The 19,192-nt window shown below is 69.3% G+C and carries 20 protein-coding genes; 14 read left to right on the plus strand and 6 right to left on the minus strand.

Translation table 11 applies throughout. The annotated features are described in order from the left end of the window. The first annotated feature begins 5 nt into the window (after positions 1-5). The 7 genes from hemL (at position 6) to WKC72_RS12810 (ending at position 7,527) form a co-directional block, all read left to right on the plus strand. Positions 6-1,331, plus strand: a complete 1,326-nt coding sequence (gene hemL / locus WKC72_RS12780; protein WP_370182817.1) for a glutamate-1-semialdehyde 2,1-aminomutase — start codon at positions 6-8, stop codon at positions 1,329-1,331. 79 nt (positions 1,332-1,410) lie between these two features. Then, the gene (locus tag WKC72_RS12785; RefSeq protein WP_005566498.1) at positions 1,411-2,070 is read left to right on the plus strand and encodes a histidine phosphatase family protein; all 660 of its coding nucleotides are present in this window, start codon (positions 1,411-1,413) and stop codon (positions 2,068-2,070) included. Next, entirely contained in the window at positions 2,067-2,666 is a 600-nt protein-coding gene (locus WKC72_RS12790) for a TlpA disulfide reductase family protein (RefSeq protein ID WP_037233396.1), read from the plus strand. Before WKC72_RS12785 ends, WKC72_RS12790 begins: the two co-directional genes overlap by 4 nt. Continuing rightward, a complete protein-coding gene (locus tag WKC72_RS12795; RefSeq protein ID WP_037233399.1) occupies positions 2,663-3,493 on the plus strand; it encodes a cytochrome c biogenesis CcdA family protein in 831 nt (276 codons plus the stop codon). The genes WKC72_RS12790 and WKC72_RS12795 overlap by 4 nt, the downstream gene beginning before the upstream one ends. Beyond that, positions 3,490-5,154 carry a cytochrome c biogenesis protein ResB gene (locus WKC72_RS12800; RefSeq protein WP_370182820.1) on the plus strand — a complete coding sequence of 555 codons (1,665 nt, stop codon included), beginning with the start codon at positions 3,490-3,492 and terminating at the stop codon, positions 5,152-5,154. The genes WKC72_RS12795 and WKC72_RS12800 overlap by 4 nt, the downstream gene beginning before the upstream one ends. Beyond that, positions 5,151-6,128: a c-type cytochrome biogenesis protein CcsB gene (gene ccsB, locus WKC72_RS12805; RefSeq protein ID WP_370182821.1), complete on the plus strand. Its 978-nt coding sequence runs from the start codon at positions 5,151-5,153 to the stop codon at positions 6,126-6,128. Before WKC72_RS12800 ends, ccsB begins: the two co-directional genes overlap by 4 nt. 94 nt (positions 6,129-6,222) lie before the next feature. Continuing rightward, complete coding sequence (locus WKC72_RS12810; protein WP_370182822.1) at positions 6,223-7,527, plus strand: AAA family ATPase; 1,305 nt, start codon at positions 6,223-6,225, stop codon at positions 7,525-7,527. Positions 7,528-7,574: 47 nt separating this feature from the next. On the opposite strand, the gene WKC72_RS12815 is transcribed toward WKC72_RS12810, so the two are convergent. Further along, positions 7,575-7,778: a hypothetical protein gene (locus WKC72_RS12815; RefSeq protein ID WP_037233412.1), complete on the minus strand. Its 204-nt coding sequence runs from the start codon at positions 7,776-7,778 to the stop codon at positions 7,575-7,577. Positions 7,779-7,893: 115 nt separating this feature from the next. Then, a complete protein-coding gene (locus WKC72_RS12820; RefSeq protein ID WP_037233625.1) occupies positions 7,894-8,121 on the minus strand; it encodes a BldC family transcriptional regulator in 228 nt (75 codons plus the stop codon). 187 nt (positions 8,122-8,308) lie between these two features. Here WKC72_RS12820 and WKC72_RS12825 point away from each other — a divergent pair, with 187 nt between their 5' ends. Then, positions 8,309-8,686: a DUF4229 domain-containing protein gene (locus WKC72_RS12825; protein WP_037233414.1), complete on the plus strand. Its 378-nt coding sequence runs from the start codon at positions 8,309-8,311 to the stop codon at positions 8,684-8,686. Next, a complete protein-coding gene (locus WKC72_RS12830) occupies positions 8,683-9,792 on the plus strand; it encodes a PLP-dependent cysteine synthase family protein (RefSeq protein WP_370182824.1) in 1,110 nt (369 codons plus the stop codon). The genes WKC72_RS12825 and WKC72_RS12830 overlap by 4 nt, the downstream gene beginning before the upstream one ends. Here the strand turns inward: WKC72_RS12830 and WKC72_RS12835 are convergent. Then, positions 9,780-10,325 carry a GNAT family N-acetyltransferase gene (locus WKC72_RS12835; RefSeq protein ID WP_370182826.1) on the minus strand — a complete coding sequence of 182 codons (546 nt, stop codon included), beginning with the start codon at positions 10,323-10,325 and terminating at the stop codon, positions 9,780-9,782. The genes WKC72_RS12830 and WKC72_RS12835 overlap by 13 nt on opposite strands. A gap of 127 nt (positions 10,326-10,452) precedes the next feature. Between WKC72_RS12835 and WKC72_RS12840 the strand changes: the two genes are divergently transcribed. The 4 genes from WKC72_RS12840 (at position 10,453) to WKC72_RS12855 (ending at position 12,500) form a co-directional block, all read left to right on the plus strand. Continuing rightward, on the plus strand, positions 10,453-11,205 hold the full coding sequence (locus WKC72_RS12840; protein WP_370182827.1) for a lysophospholipid acyltransferase family protein: 753 nt from the start codon (positions 10,453-10,455) through the stop codon (positions 11,203-11,205). A gap of 65 nt (positions 11,206-11,270) precedes the next feature. Further along, complete coding sequence (locus tag WKC72_RS12845; protein ID WP_005258323.1) at positions 11,271-11,486, plus strand: hypothetical protein; 216 nt, start codon at positions 11,271-11,273, stop codon at positions 11,484-11,486. Positions 11,487-11,492: 6 nt separating this feature from the next. Continuing rightward, the gene (locus WKC72_RS12850; protein WP_037233423.1) at positions 11,493-12,059 is read left to right on the plus strand and encodes a Clp protease N-terminal domain-containing protein; all 567 of its coding nucleotides are present in this window, start codon (positions 11,493-11,495) and stop codon (positions 12,057-12,059) included. A 60-nt stretch (positions 12,060-12,119) separates the two neighbouring features. Beyond that, positions 12,120-12,500, plus strand: a complete 381-nt coding sequence (locus tag WKC72_RS12855) for a phage holin family protein (RefSeq protein ID WP_370182828.1) — start codon at positions 12,120-12,122, stop codon at positions 12,498-12,500. A gap of 13 nt (positions 12,501-12,513) precedes the next feature. Here WKC72_RS12855 and WKC72_RS12860 read toward each other — a convergent pair whose 3' ends face one another. After that, a complete protein-coding gene (locus WKC72_RS12860) occupies positions 12,514-13,383 on the minus strand; it encodes a 1,4-dihydroxy-2-naphthoate polyprenyltransferase (RefSeq protein WP_037233427.1) in 870 nt (289 codons plus the stop codon). 76 nt (positions 13,384-13,459) lie between these two features. Between WKC72_RS12860 and WKC72_RS12865 the strand changes: the two genes are divergently transcribed. Next, complete coding sequence (locus WKC72_RS12865; RefSeq protein WP_370182830.1) at positions 13,460-16,711, plus strand: BTAD domain-containing putative transcriptional regulator; 3,252 nt, start codon at positions 13,460-13,462, stop codon at positions 16,709-16,711. Positions 16,712-16,720: 9 nt separating this feature from the next. On the opposite strand, the gene WKC72_RS12870 is transcribed toward WKC72_RS12865, so the two are convergent. Both WKC72_RS12870 and WKC72_RS12875 read right to left on the minus strand, forming a co-directional pair. Further along, the gene (locus tag WKC72_RS12870; RefSeq protein ID WP_370182831.1) at positions 16,721-17,464 is read right to left on the minus strand and encodes an IclR family transcriptional regulator; all 744 of its coding nucleotides are present in this window, start codon (positions 17,462-17,464) and stop codon (positions 16,721-16,723) included. Beyond that, on the minus strand, positions 17,464-18,978 hold the full coding sequence (locus WKC72_RS12875) for an APC family permease (RefSeq protein ID WP_370182833.1): 1,515 nt from the start codon (positions 18,976-18,978) through the stop codon (positions 17,464-17,466). Before WKC72_RS12875 ends, WKC72_RS12870 begins: the two co-directional genes overlap by 1 nt. Positions 18,979-19,192: the final 214 nt, after the last annotated feature.

The raw sequence follows: 19,192 nt of genomic DNA on the forward strand, positions 1-19,192 counted from the left end.
AGGCCGTGACTGTTTCCTCCGGTGACCCCGACGTGCACGCATCCCGCTCCGCCCAGCTCTTCGAAAGGGCTGATCTGGTCATTCCCGGCGGCGTCAACTCCCCGGTGCGGGCCTTCCACTCGGTCGGCGGCACCCCGCGGTTCATCAGGGAAGCGTCCGGTTACACGCTCACCGACGTCGACGGCAACGACTACGTCGACCTCATCTGCTCCTGGGGGCCGATGATCCTCGGGCACGCGCACCCCGCCGTCGTCGAGGCCGTGCAGAAGGCGGCCGCCACCGGCCTGTCGTTCGGCGCGCCCACCGAAGGCGAGATCGAACTGGCCGAGGAGATCGTCGGCCGGGTCGCGCCGGTGGAGAAGGTGCGCCTGGTCAACTCCGGCACCGAAGCCACCATGAGCGCCGTCCGCCTCGCCCGCGGATTCACCGGCCGAACCAAGGTCCTCAAGTTCTCCGGCTGCTACCACGGACACGTCGACGCGCTGCTGGCCGACGCCGGCTCGGGACTCGCCACGTTCGGCCTCCCGACATCGCCCGGCGTGACGGGCGCGCAGGCCGAGGACACCATCGTCGTCCCGTACAACGACCTCGACGCCGTCGCCCAGGCCTTCGCCGCGAACGAGGGTCAGATCGCGTGCGTCATCACCGAGGCCGCCGCGGGCAACATGGGCGCCGTGGCGCCGCTGCCCGGATTCAACGAGGGCCTGCGGAAGCTGACCAGCGACAACGGCGCGCTGCTCATCATGGACGAGGTGATGACCGGATTCCGCGTCAGCTCCGCCGGCTGGTTCGGACTCGACCGCGTCGCCGGTGACCTCTACACGTTCGGCAAGGTGATGAGCGGTGGTCTGCCCGCCGCCGCATTCGGTGGCCGCGCCGACGTCATGGCACACCTCGCCCCGGCCGGACCCGTCTACCAGGCAGGCACCCTGTCCGGGAACCCTGTCGCCGTCGCAGCCGGGCTCGCCAGCCTGCGCGCCGCGGACCAGGGCGTGTACGACGCACTCGAGCGCAACAGCGCCACCCTGCGGACCCTGCTGTCCGACGCGCTGACCGCCGAGAGCGTGCCGCACCGGGTGCAGACCGCAGGCACGATGCTCAGCGTGTTCTTCAGCGAGGACCCGGTGACCGACTACGCCGAGGCCAAGGCCGCCCAGACCTGGCGTTTCCCGGCGTTCTTCCACGGACTGCTCTCGCGCGGGGTGTACCCGCCGCCGAGCGCGTTCGAGGCGTGGTTCGTCTCCGCCGCCATGGACGACAGAGCGTTCTCGATCATCGCCGACGCCCTGCCGCACGCCGCGAAGGCCGCCGCCGCGGCCGTCCAGCCCTGACGTGTCGTCCCCCCTCGCGGCCGGTAGCCCCGCCGCCGACACCCACCTGACCTCCCGTCCCGACCCGAGGAACCCCAACGTGACCGAAGCCGATCATCCCGACCACACACAGACCCGCACCATCGTGCACGTGCTCCGGCACGGCGAGGTGCACAACCCGCGCGGAATCCTCTACGGCAGGCTCCCCGGGTTCCGGCTGTCGGTGACGGGTGAGGCGCAGGCCCGCGCGGTGGCGTCGGTGCTGGCCAAGCACGACATCACGCACGTGGTGTCCTCGCCGCTGCAGCGGGCGCAGGAGACGGCGGTTCCGATCGCCGACGCGCACGGCGTCGAGATCGCGACCGACGAGAACCTCATCGAGGCGGGCAACGAATTCGAGGGCCTCAAGGTGTCCGTCGGCGACGGCGCGCTGTCCCGGCCCCGGCACTGGTGGAAACTGCGCGACCCGTTCACACCGTCCTGGGGCGAGCCGTACCTGCAGATCGCGCACCGCATGCTGGCCGCCGTCAACAGCGCCCGCGTGTCGGCGGTGGGCCACGAGGCCGTCGTCGTCAGCCACCAACTCCCCGTCTGGACCCTCCGCCGGTTCCTGCAGGGGGAGCGGCTGTGGCACGACCCGCGGCACCGTCAGTGCGGTCTCGCGTCGCTGACCTCCCTCGTCTACGAGGGCGACACCCTCATCGACATTGTGTACTCGGAGCCCGCGGGCGCGTCGGATCCGAGGGTGACCGGGGCATGAGTCGGGGGCGCTTCGCCGGGCTTCTCGCGGTGATCTGTACGGCCGCGGTGTCGCTGTCGGCGTGTGCGTCCGGCGACGACGCCGTGGCTCAGGGCGGCACGTTCGACTTCGTGTCGCCGGGCGGGCAGACGGAGATCTTCTACGACCCGCCTGCCGACCGCGGCACCATCGGCACGGTGTCCGGACCCGACCTGATGACCGAGGGCAAGACCACCTCGCTCGACGATTTCGCGGGGCAGGTGGTGGTCCTCAACGTGTGGGGGCAGTGGTGCGGCCCGTGCCGGGGTGAGGCGAACGACCTCGAGCAGGTGTACGAGGAAACCAAGGATCAGGGAGTGTCGTTCCTCGGGATCAACGTGCGGGACAATCAGCAGGACAAGGCGCAGGACTTCGTGATCGACAACAAGGTGTCGTATCCGTCGATCTACGACCCCGCCATGCGGACGATGATCGCGCTGGGGCAGAACTACCCCACGAGCGTCATCCCCACCACGATCGTGCTCGACCGGGAACACCGCGTGGCCGCCGTGTTCCTCAAGGAACTGCTCGCCGAGGACCTGAAGCCGGTGGTCGAACGGGTGGCGCAGGAATCGTGAGCACCAGCACCACCCTTCTCGCCGGCGGCGTCGGCGACGCCTTCCAGTCCACCGCGGCATCCGGGCCGCTGCTGCTCGCGCTCGGCGCGTGCGTCCTCGCCGGTCTGGTGTCGTTCGCATCGCCGTGCGTCGTGCCCCTCGTTCCCGGATACCTGTCCTACCTCGCGGGTGTGGTCGGTGCGGACGCCCCGGCCGTCACCGCGGAGGAGGCGGCCACCCGCACGAAGACGGTCGCCGACGGACGGCTGCGGGTAGCGGGCGCCGCGGCCCTGTTCGTCGCCGGTTTCACCGTGGTGTTCGTGCTGGCCACCGCGTCGGTGTTCGGCGCCATCTCGGCCCTCGCGATCAACCGCGACATCCTGATGCGGGTCGGCGGGGTGGTGACCATCGCCATGGGCCTGGTGTTCATCGGCCTGATCCCGGCCCTGCAGCGGGACACGAGGCTCGAGCCGCGCCGCATCTCCAGCCTGGCCGGGGCCCCGCTGCTCGGTGCCGTGTTCGCACTGGGCTGGACCCCGTGCCTCGGCCCGACCCTGGCGGGTGTCATCTCCCTGGCCGCAGGCACCGACGGTGCCACCGCCGCCCGCGGAGTGGCCCTGATCGTCGCGTACTGCCTCGGCCTCGGCTTGCCGTTCGTGATCCTGGCGCTCGGCTCGTCCCGCGCGCTGCGCGGTGTCGGCTGGCTGCGCCGCAACGCGCGCACCATTCAAATCTTCGGCGGAATCATGCTGGTGGCCGTGGGCATCGCCCTCGTCACCGGCGCGTGGGACCAGTTCGTCGGCTGGGTTCGCGACGCCTTTATCTCGGAAGTGACTCTGCCGATATGAGCGACACCCAGACCCCCGAGGCCCCGGAAGCCGCGTCGGTGCCCCGCCAATCGCTGCCGGGTCGCGCGTTCGCGGTCGTCCGCAACACCTGGCGCGGCCTGACGTCGATGCGCACGGCGCTGGTGCTGCTGTTCCTGCTGGCCCTCGCGGCCATTCCCGGCGCCCTGCTCCCGCAGCGCAGCCTCAACGCGGGCAAGGTCGACGAGTACATCTCGAACCGGCCGACCCTCGGTCCGTGGATGGACAAACTCGAGCTGTTCGACGTGTTCGGCAGCTTCTGGTTCACCGCGATCTACGTCCTGCTGTTCATCTCCCTCGTCGGCTGCATCCTGCCGCGCTGCGTCGACCACGCGAAGGCGCTGCGCACCCGTCCGGTGCCTGCCCCGCGGAATCTCGCGCGACTGCCGCACCATCACGAGGACCGCGTCGACGAGACGCCGGAGGAACTCGCCGCCCGCATCCGCGCCCACCTGAAGGGGTGGCGGGTCGAGACGCGCGAGGGCGGGGAGCGCGCCGCGCACGACCGCGAGATCACCATCTCCGCGGAGAAGGGCTACTTCCGCGAACTCGGCAACCTGGTCTTCCACCTGTCGCTCGTCGCGTTGCTCGTCGCGATCGCCGTCGGCAAGCTGTTCGGCTACGAGGGCAACGTCATCGTGGTGGCCAACAACGGTCCCGGCTTCTGCACCACGTCGCCCGCGGTCTTCGACTCGTTCAAGGCGGGCAACACGCAGGACGGCACCGGCATGACACCGCTGTGCGTCAAGGTCAAGGACTTCGCGGCCGACTACCTCGACAGCGGTCAGGCCGAGATGTTCACGTCCAACATCGCCTACCAGGCCGGCGACGACCTCGAGACGAACACGTGGCGGGACGGGCAGTTGCAGGTCAACCACCCGCTGCGCGTCGAGGGTGACCGCGTCTACCTGCAGGGGCACGGGTACGCACCGACGTTCACCGTCACGTTCCCGAACGGGGAAACCCGCACCGAGACGCTGCAGTGGCGGCCCGACGACGCGACGACGTTCCTCAGCAGCGGCGCGATGCGGTTCGACCCGCCCGGCGGCATGTACACCGACACCGACGAGCGCCGGAAGAACCAGATCGCGATCGAGGGACTGTTCGCGCCGACCGCGCTGTTGCACGGCAATCTGCTGGCGTCGAGCTACCCGGCCATGAACGACCCGGCCGTTGCCATCGACATCTACAAGGGCGACACCGGCCTCGACACGGGCAATCCGCAGTCGCTGTTCTCGCTCAACACCGAATTGATCAACCAGGGCCGGCTCGTGAAGCAGGACCGGGTGAATCTGAAGCCGGGGGAGAGCTCGACGCTGGCCGATGGCACCCAGGTGCGGTTCGACGGTGCCGTGGACTTCGTGAACCTGCAGGTGTCGCACGACCCGGCGCAGCAGTGGGTGCTGGTGTCGGCGCTGACGATGATGGCCGGACTGCTCGTCTCGCTGCTGGTCAAGCGTCGCCGCGTCTGGGCCCGCATCTACCCCGCGGACGCTTCCGATCTTGACCCACGACGTACTGTAGTAGAGCTTGGTGGACTCGCCCGGACCGATCAGGCCGGCTGGGGCGACGAGTTCGGCCGACTCTGCACCCGTCTGCTCACGGACGACACGAAGCCTGACGCGCAGGAGAGCCAACGATGACGACCAACGAGACACTGGCGCAGTACAGCGACTGGGCCTTCCGATCAGCCTTCACCGTGCTGGTGCTGGCACTCGTGCTGCTCATCGTGCAGTACGCGTCCACCCGGGCGCAGGCCGTGCAGGACCGGGAACTCGTCTCGGCAGGCTCCGGCGCCCGTCCGGCCGAGGCGCCGTCGGCTCCCGGCCGACTGGTCGAACAGCCGAAGAAGCCCATGTCCGAGCGCTTCGGCGGCATGGGCGCCGCCGTGCTCGTCGTCGGCACGGTACTGATCTTCGCGTCGATCGTGCTGCGCGGATTCGCCACCGAGCGGTTCCCGCTCGGCAACATGTACGAGTTCGTGACCATGGCCTGCGCGGCCGCACTCGTCGTCGGTCTCGCGCTTCTGTCGAAGCCGGCGTACCGGTCGATGTGGGTGTTCCTGCTCGTCCCCGTCCTGATCCTGATGTTCCTCGCCGCCACCGTGCTGTACGCGGACGCGGCGCCCGTGGTGCCCGCGCTGCGGTCGTACTGGCTGCCCATCCACGTCACCATCGTGAGCGTCGGTTCCGGTGTGTTCCTGGTGTCGGGCATCGCGAGCCTGCTGTTCCTGCTGCGCATGCGGTACCCGCGCGGCGAGGAGGGAACGGGCGTGTTCGCGCGGATCGCGGAGCGGCTGCCCGACGCGCAGACCCTGGACCGGCTGGCGTACAAGACCACCATCATCGGGTTCCCGCTGTTCGGCGCGGGCGTCATCCTCGGCGCCATCTGGGCCGAGGCCGCCTGGGGCCGATTCTGGGGTTGGGACCCCAAGGAGACGGTGTCGTTCATCGCCTGGGTGATCTACGCCGCCTACCTCCATGCCCGCGCGACGTCGGGCTGGCGTGACACCAAGGCCGCATGGATCAACGTGGCGGGCTTCGTCGCGATGCTGTTCAACCTGTTCATCATCAACATGGTGGTGTCGGGATTGCACTCGTACGCGGGCCTCAACTGACGGTAGTTGCCGACTGATATCCTTCCGCCGCGACGTCTCCGACCGGTGTGATCCGGTGGGGACGATGGAGACTTCACGAGGGGGATGTTCAGCCATGTCCGAAAACGACGCCGGCATGTGGGAGCCGGTACGGCCTGCATCGAATCCGCCCGCGGACGACCACGCCTCGGCTGCCGCGTGGAACGCCGCGCGGCAGGCCCCGTACGTTCAGCCGCAGGGTCCCAACCCGTTCGCGCAGCACGGGGTCCAGGCCCCCTCCGCCGCACCCGCGCGGCCGCAGACCCAGGCCCCGGCCGCCGCGCCCGTCCCGCAACAGGCGCCCGTCTCCCAGCAGGCCCCGGCCCCGCAGCAGACTCCCGCGCCGGGAGCGTTCACTCCGCCGCAGCAGGCGCCGGTCCAGCACGCACCCCAGCATCCCCGCCCGCACAACACGAATGCCGACCAGCAGTACGCGGTGTCGGCGCGTGACCTGTCGACGTCGCTGCTCCTCAAGCAGGTCAAGCCGGCCCCCACCACGGGGTGGCGCAAGGCGCTGTACCAACTGTCCGGCCGGTACATCAACGTCGGCAACAGTGCGAAGGAACAGCGTCGGATCGAGCTGACCAAGCAGGTCAACCAGCCGCTGCAGGGTTGCTACAAGATCGCGCTGCTGAGCCTCAAGGGCGGAGTGGGCAAGACCACCACCACCGCGACGCTCGGCTCCACGTTCGCGTCACTGCGCGGCGACCGCGTGATCGCCGTCGACGCCAACCCCGACCGGGGCACGCTGAGTCAGAAGATTCCCCTCGAGACCCCCGCCACGGTGCGCAACCTGCTGCGCGACGAGCAGAGTATCGAAAAGTACAGCGACGTCCGCAGTTACACGTCGCAGAGCCGGCACCGGCTCGAGGTGCTCGCGTCCGACAGCGACCCGGCGGTGTCGGAGGCGTTCAGCGCGGACGACTACTCGCGGACCGTCACGATGCTCGAGAAGTTCTACAGCATCGTCCTCACCGACTGCGGCACCGGACTGATGCATTCCGCCATGCAGACCATCCTCGAAGAGGCCGACGCGCTCGTGGTGGTCAGTTCGGGGTCCGTCGACGGCGCCCGCAGCGCCTCCGCGACCCTCGACTGGCTCGACGCCCACGGATACCGCGAACTGGTGTCCCGGTCGGTGGCCGTCGTCAACGCGGTGCGACCACGGTCGGGCAAGGTGGATCTGCCGAAGGTCGTCGAGCATTTCGAGCAGCGGTGCCGCCTGGTCCGGCTGATTCCGTTCGATCCGCACCTCGAGGAGGGCGCCGAGATCGAACTGGAGCGGCTGCGTCCGAAGACGCGCAACGCTCTTCTCGAACTGGCTGCCGCGGTGGCGTCGGACTTCCCAGCGTCCAGTTTCGCGCTACAGGATCGTCGCTGAGGCGATGACACCGCGGGCGCCGGATCGACCGGCACCCCGGTCTCGGCTCATCCGGCGGGGTCCGCCGGACCGGTATCGGGTTCGTCGGACTTCTTCCGACGGGTCTCCCGGTCGACCTTCCAGAGGAAATCCGGATCGTCGTCGGGTCCCTGCACCCGATTGCTGAGCACGGGCCTGGTGTTCGGGCCGAACGCCTTCCAGAGCAGGACCGCCACTGTCACGAGCCCGATGAGTGCCAACAGATAGATCACCGCGCACCTCCTTACACCGCTCGAGGGTAGCCGGTATCCCTGAGCGTAGCCGCGTCGGCGGCAGAGGGCACCTACCCGGCTGGGTGGCGTCCGGGCAGTGTTGTCGCGGTCAGCCTTACGGTCGGCCTGCTTCTGTCGTGAGGGAGCGGAGCAGTTGCATGACCTCGGCCTCGCGGAAGCGGCGGTGTCCGCCCGGGGTGCGCAGCGATCCGAGCCGGCCCGCGTGCGCCCATCGCGTCACTGTCTTCGGGTCGACATGGAACAGGGCAGCCACCTGGCCCGGGGTCATGAGGGCTTCGTTGGATCCGCTGAATCCGGATCCGTTGTAGGTGGGTGCGCTCATCGACGGTCCTCCACTGCTTTCGACTGGTCTGTGCTGAAGCCGGCCGCTGTTGCGACTGATCTCGGTCATCGTGGCATCCGGCACCCCGGGTACTCGAACGATCTAATGTTGGTAAAGGGGAGGTAATAGACAAATCGGATAAGTCGGACGTGTGAGGAGCGGCCTCGGCGATGGGTAACCTGGGGGCGTGAGTGAGTCATCCGAGAAGCCAGAAGACCAGGTCGAGCGCCCCGGTGCTGCCGATTCGAGCGCACCGGCCAAGCAGGACGGGCGGGTGACCAAGGGGCAGCTGGCGCGCGACGTCGCGATCTATTCGATCGCCCGGCTGCTGCTGGTCGTCGTCATCGGCGCCATCATCCTCGGGGTGGCCGCACTCGTCGGAGTCGCCGTGCCGCTGCTCGTCGCGGCCATCTTCGCGGTCCTCATCGCACTCCCGCTGTCGCTGCTGCTGTTCGCGAAACTCCGCCGCCGGGTCAACGAGGGGATCGCCGCGTTCGACGCGCAGCGCCGCGCCGACCAGGCGGACCTGCGTGCCCGGCTCCGCGGTGAGGGCACGGCCCGGTGACGGACGGCGAATGCGTCGTCATCGACCGGAGCTTTCCGCGTGACTGGGTGGACAACGCAGTCCGCCTCATCGACGCCGACGCGCAGCGCAGCGCCGACACGCACCTGCTGCGGTACCCGCTGCCCGTCGAATGGGGTGTGCAGCTCTACCTGAAGGACGAGTCGACCCACATCACGGGCAGCCTCAAGCATCGGCTGGCCCGGTCACTGTTCCTCTACGCGATCTGCAACGGATGGATCACCGAGGGGACGACGGTCATCGAGGCGTCCTCGGGGTCCACCGCCGTCAGCGAGGCGTACTTCGCGAAGATGCTCGGCCTCGACTTCGTCGCCGTCATGCCGCGCAGCACGAGCGGCGCGAAGATCGCCCTCATCGAGGCGCAGGGCGGTCGCTGCCACTTCATCGACCGGCCGCCGGAGATCTACAGCGAGGCCCGACGGCTCGCCGCGGAAACGGGCGGTCACTTCATGGACCAGTTCACGCACGCGGAGCGGGCCACCGACTGGCGGGGCAACAACAACATCGCCGAGTCGATCTACCACCAGATGATTCGTGAAGAGCATCCGGTGCCGGAGTGGCTCGTCATGAGCGCCGGGACCGGCGGCACGAGCGCGACGCTGGGCCGGTACATCCGCTACCGCAGGCACGCCACCCGTCTGCTCGTGGTGGATCCGGAGAACTCGGCGTTCTTCGGCGGCTACGACACCAATTCCTGCGACTACGCGACGGGGATGCCCTCGCGCATCGAGGGCATCGGCAGGCCGCGGGTGGAGCCGTCGTTCGTCGGGCAGGTCATCGACCGGATGATGCGGGTGCCCGACGCCGCGTCCATCGCGACGGCTCGGCACGCCAGTGCGGTGCTGGGCCGCCGGGTCGGCGGTTCCACGGGCACGAACCTGTGGGGTGCGTTCACCGTCGTCGCGGAGATGCTCGCGGCCGGACGGTCCGGCAGTGTGGTCACGATCCTGTGCGACGGCGGCGAACGCTACGCGGACACCTACTTCGACGACGACTGGGTGGCCGGGGAGGGCATCGACCTCACCGGTCCGGCCGCGGTGCTCGACCGCTTCGCGGCGACCGGGGAGTGGCCCGGTCAGCCCGGCTGAGGCGCGGTCGCGGCGGTCCGCGCCGGCGCCGTCACCGGGCGGGACATCGTGACCCGCGGCCACGCGGCGAGGCCGTGCCGGGCCTCGTCGGCGCGGATGCGTGACAGGCCCGGGGTCAGGGCGTCCTCCGGCAGCGGGCGGAAACCCAGCCGCTCGTAATAGGGGGCGTTCCACGGGACGTCGACGAACGTGGTGAGGGTGAGGGCGGGCAGTCCGCGGACGGCCGCCCACGACGAGATCTCGTCGAGGAGCAGGGCGCCGAGCCCCTGGCGGGCGTGGCCGGGGTGGACCGACACCTGCTCGATGTGGGCGGCCCCGTCGACCACGGCGACGAGTGCGTATGCGACCGGGACGTCGTCTGCGTCGACCGCGACCCAAATGCATTCCAGCTGGAGGTATTCGGTCAGCTCGTCGAGTGTGAACGGGGGATCGTCGGCGACGGCGTCCATTCCGATGTCACGAAACGGCGCACCCGCCGCGATTTCGATGTCTTGCAGAACGGGCAGGTCGGTGGAAATGGCCGGGCGGATCACAGGTCTTTTGTACCCGAAATCGTGCTGTTCGCACAGTTTCCCTGCACTTTCCGAAAACTTACTCCACCGTAGGCTACGCAACCGTAGGTTGGTAGCCTGGCGATAGGACGACGGAGCGGGGACGAGCATGGACAAGCCCGAGGTGACTCTCGAGAACTTCGAAGCGGTGTACGCGTACTACCGCGACCATCAGCAGAATCGGATGCTCGCCATGCTGGCGTACGCGTCGCTGTATGCGAAGTACCGGCCGCGGATCACGTACGCGGACGATGCGAAGGCGCAGCTGGCCGGGCTGGTGAAGTCCGGCAGGGTGCTGATCGTCGCCGCCAATCACATCACCCACAGCGATCAGTACACGCTCGCGGCCACGGCCTGGAAGACGCCGCTGCGCCGCGCTATCGGACGCACCCGGGTGCTCGCGAAGGACGAACTGTTCGTCGATCCCGACCTGCACAAGAAGGTCGACATGATGGGCGGTATCCCGGTGTTCCGCAGTAAGAACTACGGTCTCCGGGCGGTCGCCGACGCGGGCCGACTCATGATGGATATCTCCGCCGAACGGGTGTGCCGCGGTGACAACCTGGCGATCTTCCCCGAGGGCACGTGCAACGAGGACGACCCGACCCGCCTGCAGCACATCAACAGCGGCATCGGTCACATCGCGAAACGTGCGGCGGATCGCGGAGTCTCACCCGTGCTGCTGTCCATCGGCATCAGCTACGGGCCGGACGCCCACGGGCCCGATACGGAGAACGTGAAGTCGGCCAGCGTCTTCGTCGGAGAGCCACTGTTCGACCTCCCGGCGAAACCGATGGACATCGCCCACGTCGTGCAGAAGGACCTGCAGATCGCCGTCGACGGGGCGGTCGCGGCGTACTGACGGCCGCCCCGGAAATCTGTCAAGAAGGGTTGACACCTGATGGGTGTCAACCTAAATTGACATGCATGACCGAAGCAACCACGCTCGCCGCAGCGGCGGGCAGCCCCGACCCCGCCGAGGGGTTGCGGGCCGTGCGTGCGCTGCGGCGTCTCCTCGAACGGCTCGAGGCCATCCAGGTCGCCAACGCCCGCGCCCAGGGCTGGTCCTGGCAGGCGATCGCCGACTCCCTCGAGGTGAGCAGGCAGGCCGTCCATCAGAAGCACAATCGGAGAGGGAGGTGACGGCGCATGTTCGAACGATTCTCGACGGACGCCCGGGCCGTGGTGATCGGCGCGCAACAGGAAGCGCGCGCACTGAAGTCGCCACAGATCGGGCCCGAACACCTCGTACTCGCGCTGCTGTCCGTGGAAACCGAACCCGTCCACGGCATCCTCGCCGACGCCGGCATCGAGGAGGAGAAGTCGCGATCGACCGTCGCGACGCGCGGCACGGCCTTGAGCGACGCCGACGCCGAAGCGCTCGAATCGATCGGGATCGACCTCGACGCGGTGCGGCAGAGCCTCGAGCAGAATTTCGGCAAGGGCGTCCTCGACCCCGAAGAGCCGTCGGAGAAGCGCGGCTGGTTCGGCCGGAAGTCGGGGCACATCGGGTTCACCCGCGACGCGAAGAAGGCGATCGAACTGTCACTGCGGGAGGCGCTGGCGCGCAAGGACGATCACATCGGCGCCGAGCACATCTTCCTCGGAGTGCTGCGAGTGGCCGACGGCACGACGCGGGAGATCCTCGAGGTCCAGGTCGGTGTCGGCGAACTCCGCCGTCGCGTGCACGCGGCACTCGACGACCGCGCGGCCTGACCATCCCGGTCCCGCGTCATCCGGTTCCCGTTTGTCCGAACGATGTGCCAGCATGCACCCATGACCTTCTTGGTACGCCTCGTCATCAACGCGTTCGCGATCTGGCTGGCGGCAGCCTGGGTGTCGGGCATCGACATCTCCAGTTCGGGCAACGGAACCGGATGGGACATCGTGGTGCTGCTCGGCATCGCGCTGGTGTTCACCGTCGTCAACATCTTCGTCAAACCACTCGTGAAGTTGTTGTCGCTGCCCTTGTTGATCCTGACGCTCGGCCTGTTCACCCTGGTGATCAACGCCCTGATGTTGCTGCTCACCGCATGGTTGAGCTCCCAGACCGATTACGGACTGACCGTCGACGGCTTCTGGACGGCCCTGTGGGGAGGCCTGATCATCTCGATCGTCAACTTCGTCCTCGGCATCCTTCTCCCGGACGGCAACTGACCCGGCGGGGCGCTCAGGCGGCCGACAGGGCCACGGCGGTGGCGGCGCCCCAGATCAGCATCGCCAGCCCCGAATCCCGTAGCGCGGGAATCAGTGCGAGGCCCAGGCCGCCGGAGCGGACCGGCGCGTTCGCCCGGACCGCGAGAGGCAGGGCGAGCAGTCCGACGAGCGACCAGGGAGTGCGCAGCACCAGGACGAGCGTCACCACGAACGGGACCGTCAGCGTGACGAGATGCAGGATGCGGGTACGCGAGTCGCCGAGCCGGACGGCGAGCGTCCGCTTGCCGGATTCGGTGTCGGTCGGAATGTCCCGCAGATTGTTGGCGACGAGAACCGCGCTCGAGAACGAACCGACGGCGATCGCGGACACGAGGCCGGCCCAATCCACCGTCTCGGCCTGCACGTACTGGGTGCCCAGCACGGCGACGAGACCGAAGAACACGAAGACGGCGACCTCGCCGAAGCCGCTGTACCCGTACGGCTTCTTGCCGCCCGTGTAGAACCAGGCGCCCACGATGCACAGGGCGCCGATCAGCACGAGCCACCAGGCGGTGGTGACGGCGAGGACCAGACCGGCCACCGCGGCGACGCCGAAGCAGGCGATGGCCGCAGCCTTCACCGCCGACGGTTTCACCAGCTTCGACCCGACGAGCCGCAGCGGCCCCACCCGCTCGTCGTCGGTGCCCCGGATCCCGTCCGAGTAGTCGTTGGCGAAATTGACGCCCACGATCAACGCGAGAGAGACCACCAGTGCCAACACTGCCTTCCACCACACCGCGCCGCCGAGCGACGCCGCGGCGCCGGTGCCCACGAGCACCGGGGCGATCGCGTTCGGGAGGGTGCGCGGACGAGCGCCTTCGATCCATTGAGCAGCCGTTGCCATGTACCGATCTTTGCACCGAGCGAGAAGACGCCCGCACCCACGCCGTGCAATACCATCGAACGCGGTGGACCAGCACATGAGCGTGGACGAGAGGGTGGCACCCGCAAGCACACCGATCCAGGTCGCCTTGCTGGGTGAGGTATCGACGTGGCGGTCGGGCGTGCTCGCACCGCTGCCCGGCACCCGCGCGCGCAGCCTGCTGGTTGCTCTCGCCCGCGATCCCGGCCGGAGCCGGTCGGCGCAGGCCCTCATCGACGAGGTGTGGGGCGAGGATCCCCCGCGGTCCCCGATGAACGCGCTGCACACGCAGGTCTCCCGCCTGCGCGCGGCGTTGCCGGACGGGGCGCTGGAGATCGGCCCGGCCGGTTACCGGCTGGCGGTACCCAGGGATGCCGTCGATCTGACGCGCGCGGAGGACGTGGCACGCCGGCTGAGGGGCCGGGGGAACGGTCGCAGCGTCGGGCCGGACGAGATCCGCGACGCCCTCGCGCTGTGGCGCGGCGACCCCGGTGCCGACCTTCCCGGCGGTGCCGCCGCAACGGAACTCGCCGCCGATGCCGCAGTGATCCGGGGGAAGCTCGAGGCCGCGGAACTGGCGGCGCTGGTTGCGGTCGAAGACTGGGACGCCGCCCTCCCGAAGGCGCTGGCCCACGTCGCCGCCGAACCTCTGGACGAGCAAGCGCACGCGCACCTGATGCGGGCTCTCGCCGGGCTCGGGCGGGACAACGAGGCGCTGGACGTGTTCGCGACCTTCCGCAAGCGGATGGTGTCCCGGCTGGGGGCCGATCCGTCGCAGGCGCTCGTCGCCCTGCACACCGAGATCCTGCGGGGCGGACGTTCCGACGGGGTAGCGGCTCGGCACCTCGCGTCGCCGGATCGGGCGGCGATCGGGCTCCGCGCGGCACCCAACGCCCTCCTGGGACGCGACTCGGACATCACGGAGATCGAGAGGTTGCTCACGTCCTCGCGGGTGGTAACCGTCCTCGGGCCCGGCGGTGCCGGCAAGACGCGAATCGCACACGAACTGGGTGCGCGCGCCGCCGCAGGGACATCCGTGGCTCTGGTGGAACTCGCGTCGCTGCGCAGCAGTGAGGACGTCGTGGCGGCGATCAGCAGCACGCTCGGGCTCAGCGAGGTCGACATCGCGCCGGGCCGGCTCACCGTCAGCCGCGTCCATTCGGCGCGGGAACGGCTCCGGGAAGCGTTGTCGGCAGGGCCGATGCTCCTGATCCTCGACAACTGTGAGCACGTCATCGGCGCCTGCTCCGAGGTCGTGGCCGACCTGGTGGCCGCAGGCGACCAGCTGACCGTCCTCGCCACCAGCCGGTCACCTCTCATGCTCGCGTCCGAGGCCGTGTACCCGCTGCCGCCGCTCGCGATCGACGACGACGACGCGCCCGCCGTCCGACTGTTCACGGCGCGGGCCCGCGCCGTGCGGCCCACCGCGCGCCTCGACCCGGAGACGGTACGCAGCGTCTGCCGCACCCTCGACGGTCTCCCGCTCGCGATCGAACTGGCCGCCGCCCGGGTACGCAGCATGAGCGTCGAGGACATCGGCCGACGGCTCGAGCACCGGTTCGCGCTGCTGCGGTCGCACGACCCGACATCGCCCGAGCGGCACCGCACGCTGCACGCCGTCATCGACTGGAGCTGGCAGCTTCTGGGCGAGCAACAGCAGATCGCGCTGCGCAGACTCTGCCGGTTCCCGGCGGGGTTCACCCTCGACGCCGCCCGGACGATCGCGGAGTGGGACGGCGTCGACGACGTCGTGGACGCTGTCGAGGGTCTCGTCAACCAATCCCTGCTGTCCGTGTCGGAGACTTCGGACACGCTGCGCTACTACATGCTCGAGACGGTGCGCGAATACGGCGAGGAACAGCTCGCGGCGGCCGGCGAGGGATCGGAAGTGTTTGCTCGCCAAGGGGTCTGGGCAAGTCGGTTCGCGTCCGAGGCGCTCCGCCGGTGCCGCGCCGACCAGGTCGCGCTCGCGGACGACATCGACGCCGACCACGACAACCTGCTCGCGGTCCTCCGGTGGGCGGTCGAGCGCGACGACGCCGAGACGGTGGCGACCGTGTTCCCGGTGCTGGGCGGCCTGTGGGCCATTCGGGGCGCGCACTCGGAGGTGATGAACTGGACCCCGCGGATTCTCGGGTCGACGGCGGACGCGGACCTGACGGACGTCGGTTCGGAACTGGTGGCGTACACGTTCCTGCTCGCGGCGATGCACCTGGTCTTCGGTGGCCAGACACGCACGCTCGCCCGTGCGCGGATCCGGCTGCGTCACCTGCTCCGGGAACGCCCCGACCTTCCGTCGGTCACCGGGTTCGCGGTCCGGCTCATCCTGTCGCTGGGTTCGGGACGGCGCCTGGCCAGGATCGTCGCGGAAGGCGTGCGCTCGGAGGATCCGGAGACCCGCGCGGCCGCCCTCTCCGCGCGGGCCAGCATGCGGGAGAACCTCGGCGACTTCCGCGGCGCGATGAAGGATGCCGCGACCGTGTCCGAACTGTGCGGGGCGATCGGTGACGTGTGGGGCACAGCGATGGCGTCGCAGTTCCTCGGCTCACTGCAGAGCCAGTCCGGCGAGTACCGGGACGCGGTGCGGCACTATCAGGATGCCGTCGAGGGCATGCGGAAGCTGGGTGCGCAGGAGGAGGCGGATCAGCTGTGGAGCTTCCAGGCCTCCGCGCTGATCGCCGACGGTGACGTGGATGCCGGCCGGAAAGTGCTGGCCGAGACGGTACTCGAGCATCGCGGTGCGGGCACCGGGACGGACGACCACCAGCCGGACGAATGGCGGGCCGCCGCCACCGGCAGTCTCGCGGAAATCGATCTCGCGGACGGCGACGTCGAACGCGGGCTCGCCCGCTACCGTGAGGCGCTGGACATGGTGTATCCCCGGATGCTGTCCGAGCCGTACGCCGATCCGTTCGGAATGATGCTGGCGGCGTCGGTGGTGTGCGCTCACGTGCTGCACGGCCGGTCCGAGATGATGGTGGAGTTCGTGCCGAAGCTCGCGGAGGCAGCGCTGTCGAGGCTGGGGCAGGGTGCCTATCAGGATCTGCCGGTCACCGGGGCCGTCGCGGCCGGTGTGGGGTGCTTCGAGCTCGCGCACGGCGATCAGGAGCGGGGCCTCGCCCTGCTGGCGTTGTCGGTGAAAGCGCGCGCCCGGCAGGACATCGCCTCGCTGCGACACCCCGGGCACGTCGCGTTCGCGCTCGACCGGGTGGGCGAGGACCACTGGGAGTCGGCGCAGAAACGGTTCGGCAACTGGTCGCGCCGCGCGGTGCGCGCCGAAATCCTGGACCTGCTCGCCAGTTCGAGGTGAGCGTCGGCCTCAGGCGGGGACCCGGCCGCTCACCCGGGCCGCGCACGAGCGCAGAAGGTCGGTGAGTTCCGGATCGTCGACCGCCAGGCGTCCGGTCTTGCCGATCGCCGCAAGACAACCGACCACCGCGTTCTGCGCATCGTGCACCGGGACGGCGACGGCGCTGCGGCCCACCCGCACCTCGTCGACCTCTCGGGCCGAGCCCGCGTGACGGACGGCGTCGAGTTCGCCCTGCAGCGCGGCGATGTCGGTGATGGTCCGCGACGTGACTTGGCGCAGAATCGGCGGCACGAGGTCCGGACGGGACGCGAGGAGGATCTTGCCGATGGCGGACGCGTGCAGCTGCGCGGCGATGGTGTTCTCGCCGCTGAGTTCGTGGTCGGGGTCCCGGTCGATCAGTCGCACCCGGCCGCCCGCGAACGACGCCAGGTGGATCCCGAACCGGACCTGCTCGCGCAGTTCCTCGAGCACGGCGTGGTGGTCGACCGGGTCCGGCGCCGCATCCGCCCCCGCGAGCTGCCTTGTCCTGCGGCCCAGCGCGAACCCGGACAGATCGGCGATCCGCACCAGATAGCCGTCGGCGGTCAGGAGATTGAGCAGCCGGTACGCCGTGGCCTGGGGGATCCCCGCGTGCGCGGCGATGTCTCGCGCGGTCGCCCCGGACCCGAGTTGAGCCACGGCCTCGAGTAAAGCGAGTGCCTTCTGCACGGCGCGTGGTTCGTGGCCCGCGATCTCCCCGGCTCGGGCGCCCATCACCGGGACCCGGATGTACGTCCAGCCGCCGTCAACGCGAGGTTTCCGGCGGCGTCCGTGGCGAACACCCCGGCTCCCGGCAGCACGTCGTCCGTTTCCGCGGTGTCGAACACACCCATCGACCGCAGGCTCGCCGGGTGGCGCCATCGCAGGTACAGCTGCCACGCCGAACCCGACAGCAACAGGGTCAGCACCACGGTGGGGACCATCGCGAAGCCGTGGGCCATGTTCACGAACAGCATGTAGGCCAAAACGATTCCGCCGGCGGCGCTGCCCGCGACTCCCGCCACCAGTACGAGCGGGGTGTGCTCCCCGATCCGGCTGAGGAACCGCACCGACGCCACGGCCACCAGCACGTACGCCGCGACCACCGCGGTCCTGGCGATCAACTGCACGTGACCGAATCCGGTCGACTTGCCGACGATGCCGAACGTCGCGGCACCGGCGCACACGGCGCACACGATGACCGCCAGCGCCGCGTACGGGGTGCGGTAGCTGCGGTGCACCCGGGCGAACAGATACGGCACGACTCGTTCGATCCCCATCGAATACAGCAGGCGCGACGCGGCATTCGACGACGCCATCGCCGACGCCAGCCACGACGTGCCCAACCCGAGGTTCAGGGCGATCACCACGGCCGGGTCGACCCCGGTGGAGGTGCCGTGCAGGTACGCGTTGACCAGGGTGTCCGTGCGACCGGACCAGGCGGCCCACGCCGAGAAGATGAACAGAGCGCCGCAGATCATCGGCGTGAGCATCACGGTGCGGGTGACGGTGGCGAGCGGGCGCTTGGCCTCCGGCCCGAAGAACGTGGCGCTCTCGAAGCCGGCAAGGGCGAACACCGCGGCCAGCGTCATGAGCAGCGGCCCGTACGCGGAATCGGACGGTGGCACCGCGGCGTGCTGGCCGCCGGCGCCGGTCACGATCATCAGACCGACGATGAACAGCAACGAGCACGATTCGACGGCGAGGATGGCGAGGGCCGCGAACCGCACTCCGCGGACCAGGCAGCCGAGGATCACGATCGCGATCCCGGCGTACACGAGGAGACGTTCGGCGGGTTCGCGCAATTCCAGCCCGAAGAAGCCGAGCGTCGCGATCACGGCCTGGCCACCGTGGTACAGCGTCATCACCGCACTGCCCACGTACTTGGTCAGCATGGCGACCCCGGCGGTCAGCGCGGCACGCGTGCCGAGGCCCTGGAACACGAAACTGTAGAGCCCGCCCGCGGCCGCCATACGTCGCGTGAACTGCGAGACGCACACCGCGATCAGGGAGACCACCACCGTCGCGACGACGATCGTGATCAGACCGCTCAGCAGCATCTGGTGGGTGAACATGGTGACGGGCAGGACCACCATCGACACCGCCGGAGCCGTCGTGGCCACCGACTGGGCGAGAACCTCGAAGCCCGACAACTGCCGCCGGCCCAGCGCGCGCAACGGCGACAGGGCCTGACGTTCGGGCTCGCCGGTGGCGAACGAACGCGCGATGGCGTCGGAAAGGGCTGACATGCGCGTGAAACTAGCCGGGTCGTGTTGCCGAAAAGTTTCGGTTTCGGGTCGAACTCCGACTCGGGAGTGAGAACGGCACGCGCCCGTTCTCGCTCGCCGGCCTCAGACTGTTTCGCCGCCGACAACTTCCCGACTCGCGTCCCTCCCAGGATGAATCCGGACAAGTTACCCGGGTCGCCGGGCGCAAGAATGGGAGCGCGAATTGGCATTCACA

The sequence above is a fragment of the Rhodococcus wratislaviensis genome, assembly GCF_041228765.1.
GTDB lineage: Bacteria > Actinomycetota > Actinomycetes > Mycobacteriales > Mycobacteriaceae > Rhodococcus_F > Rhodococcus_F wratislaviensis.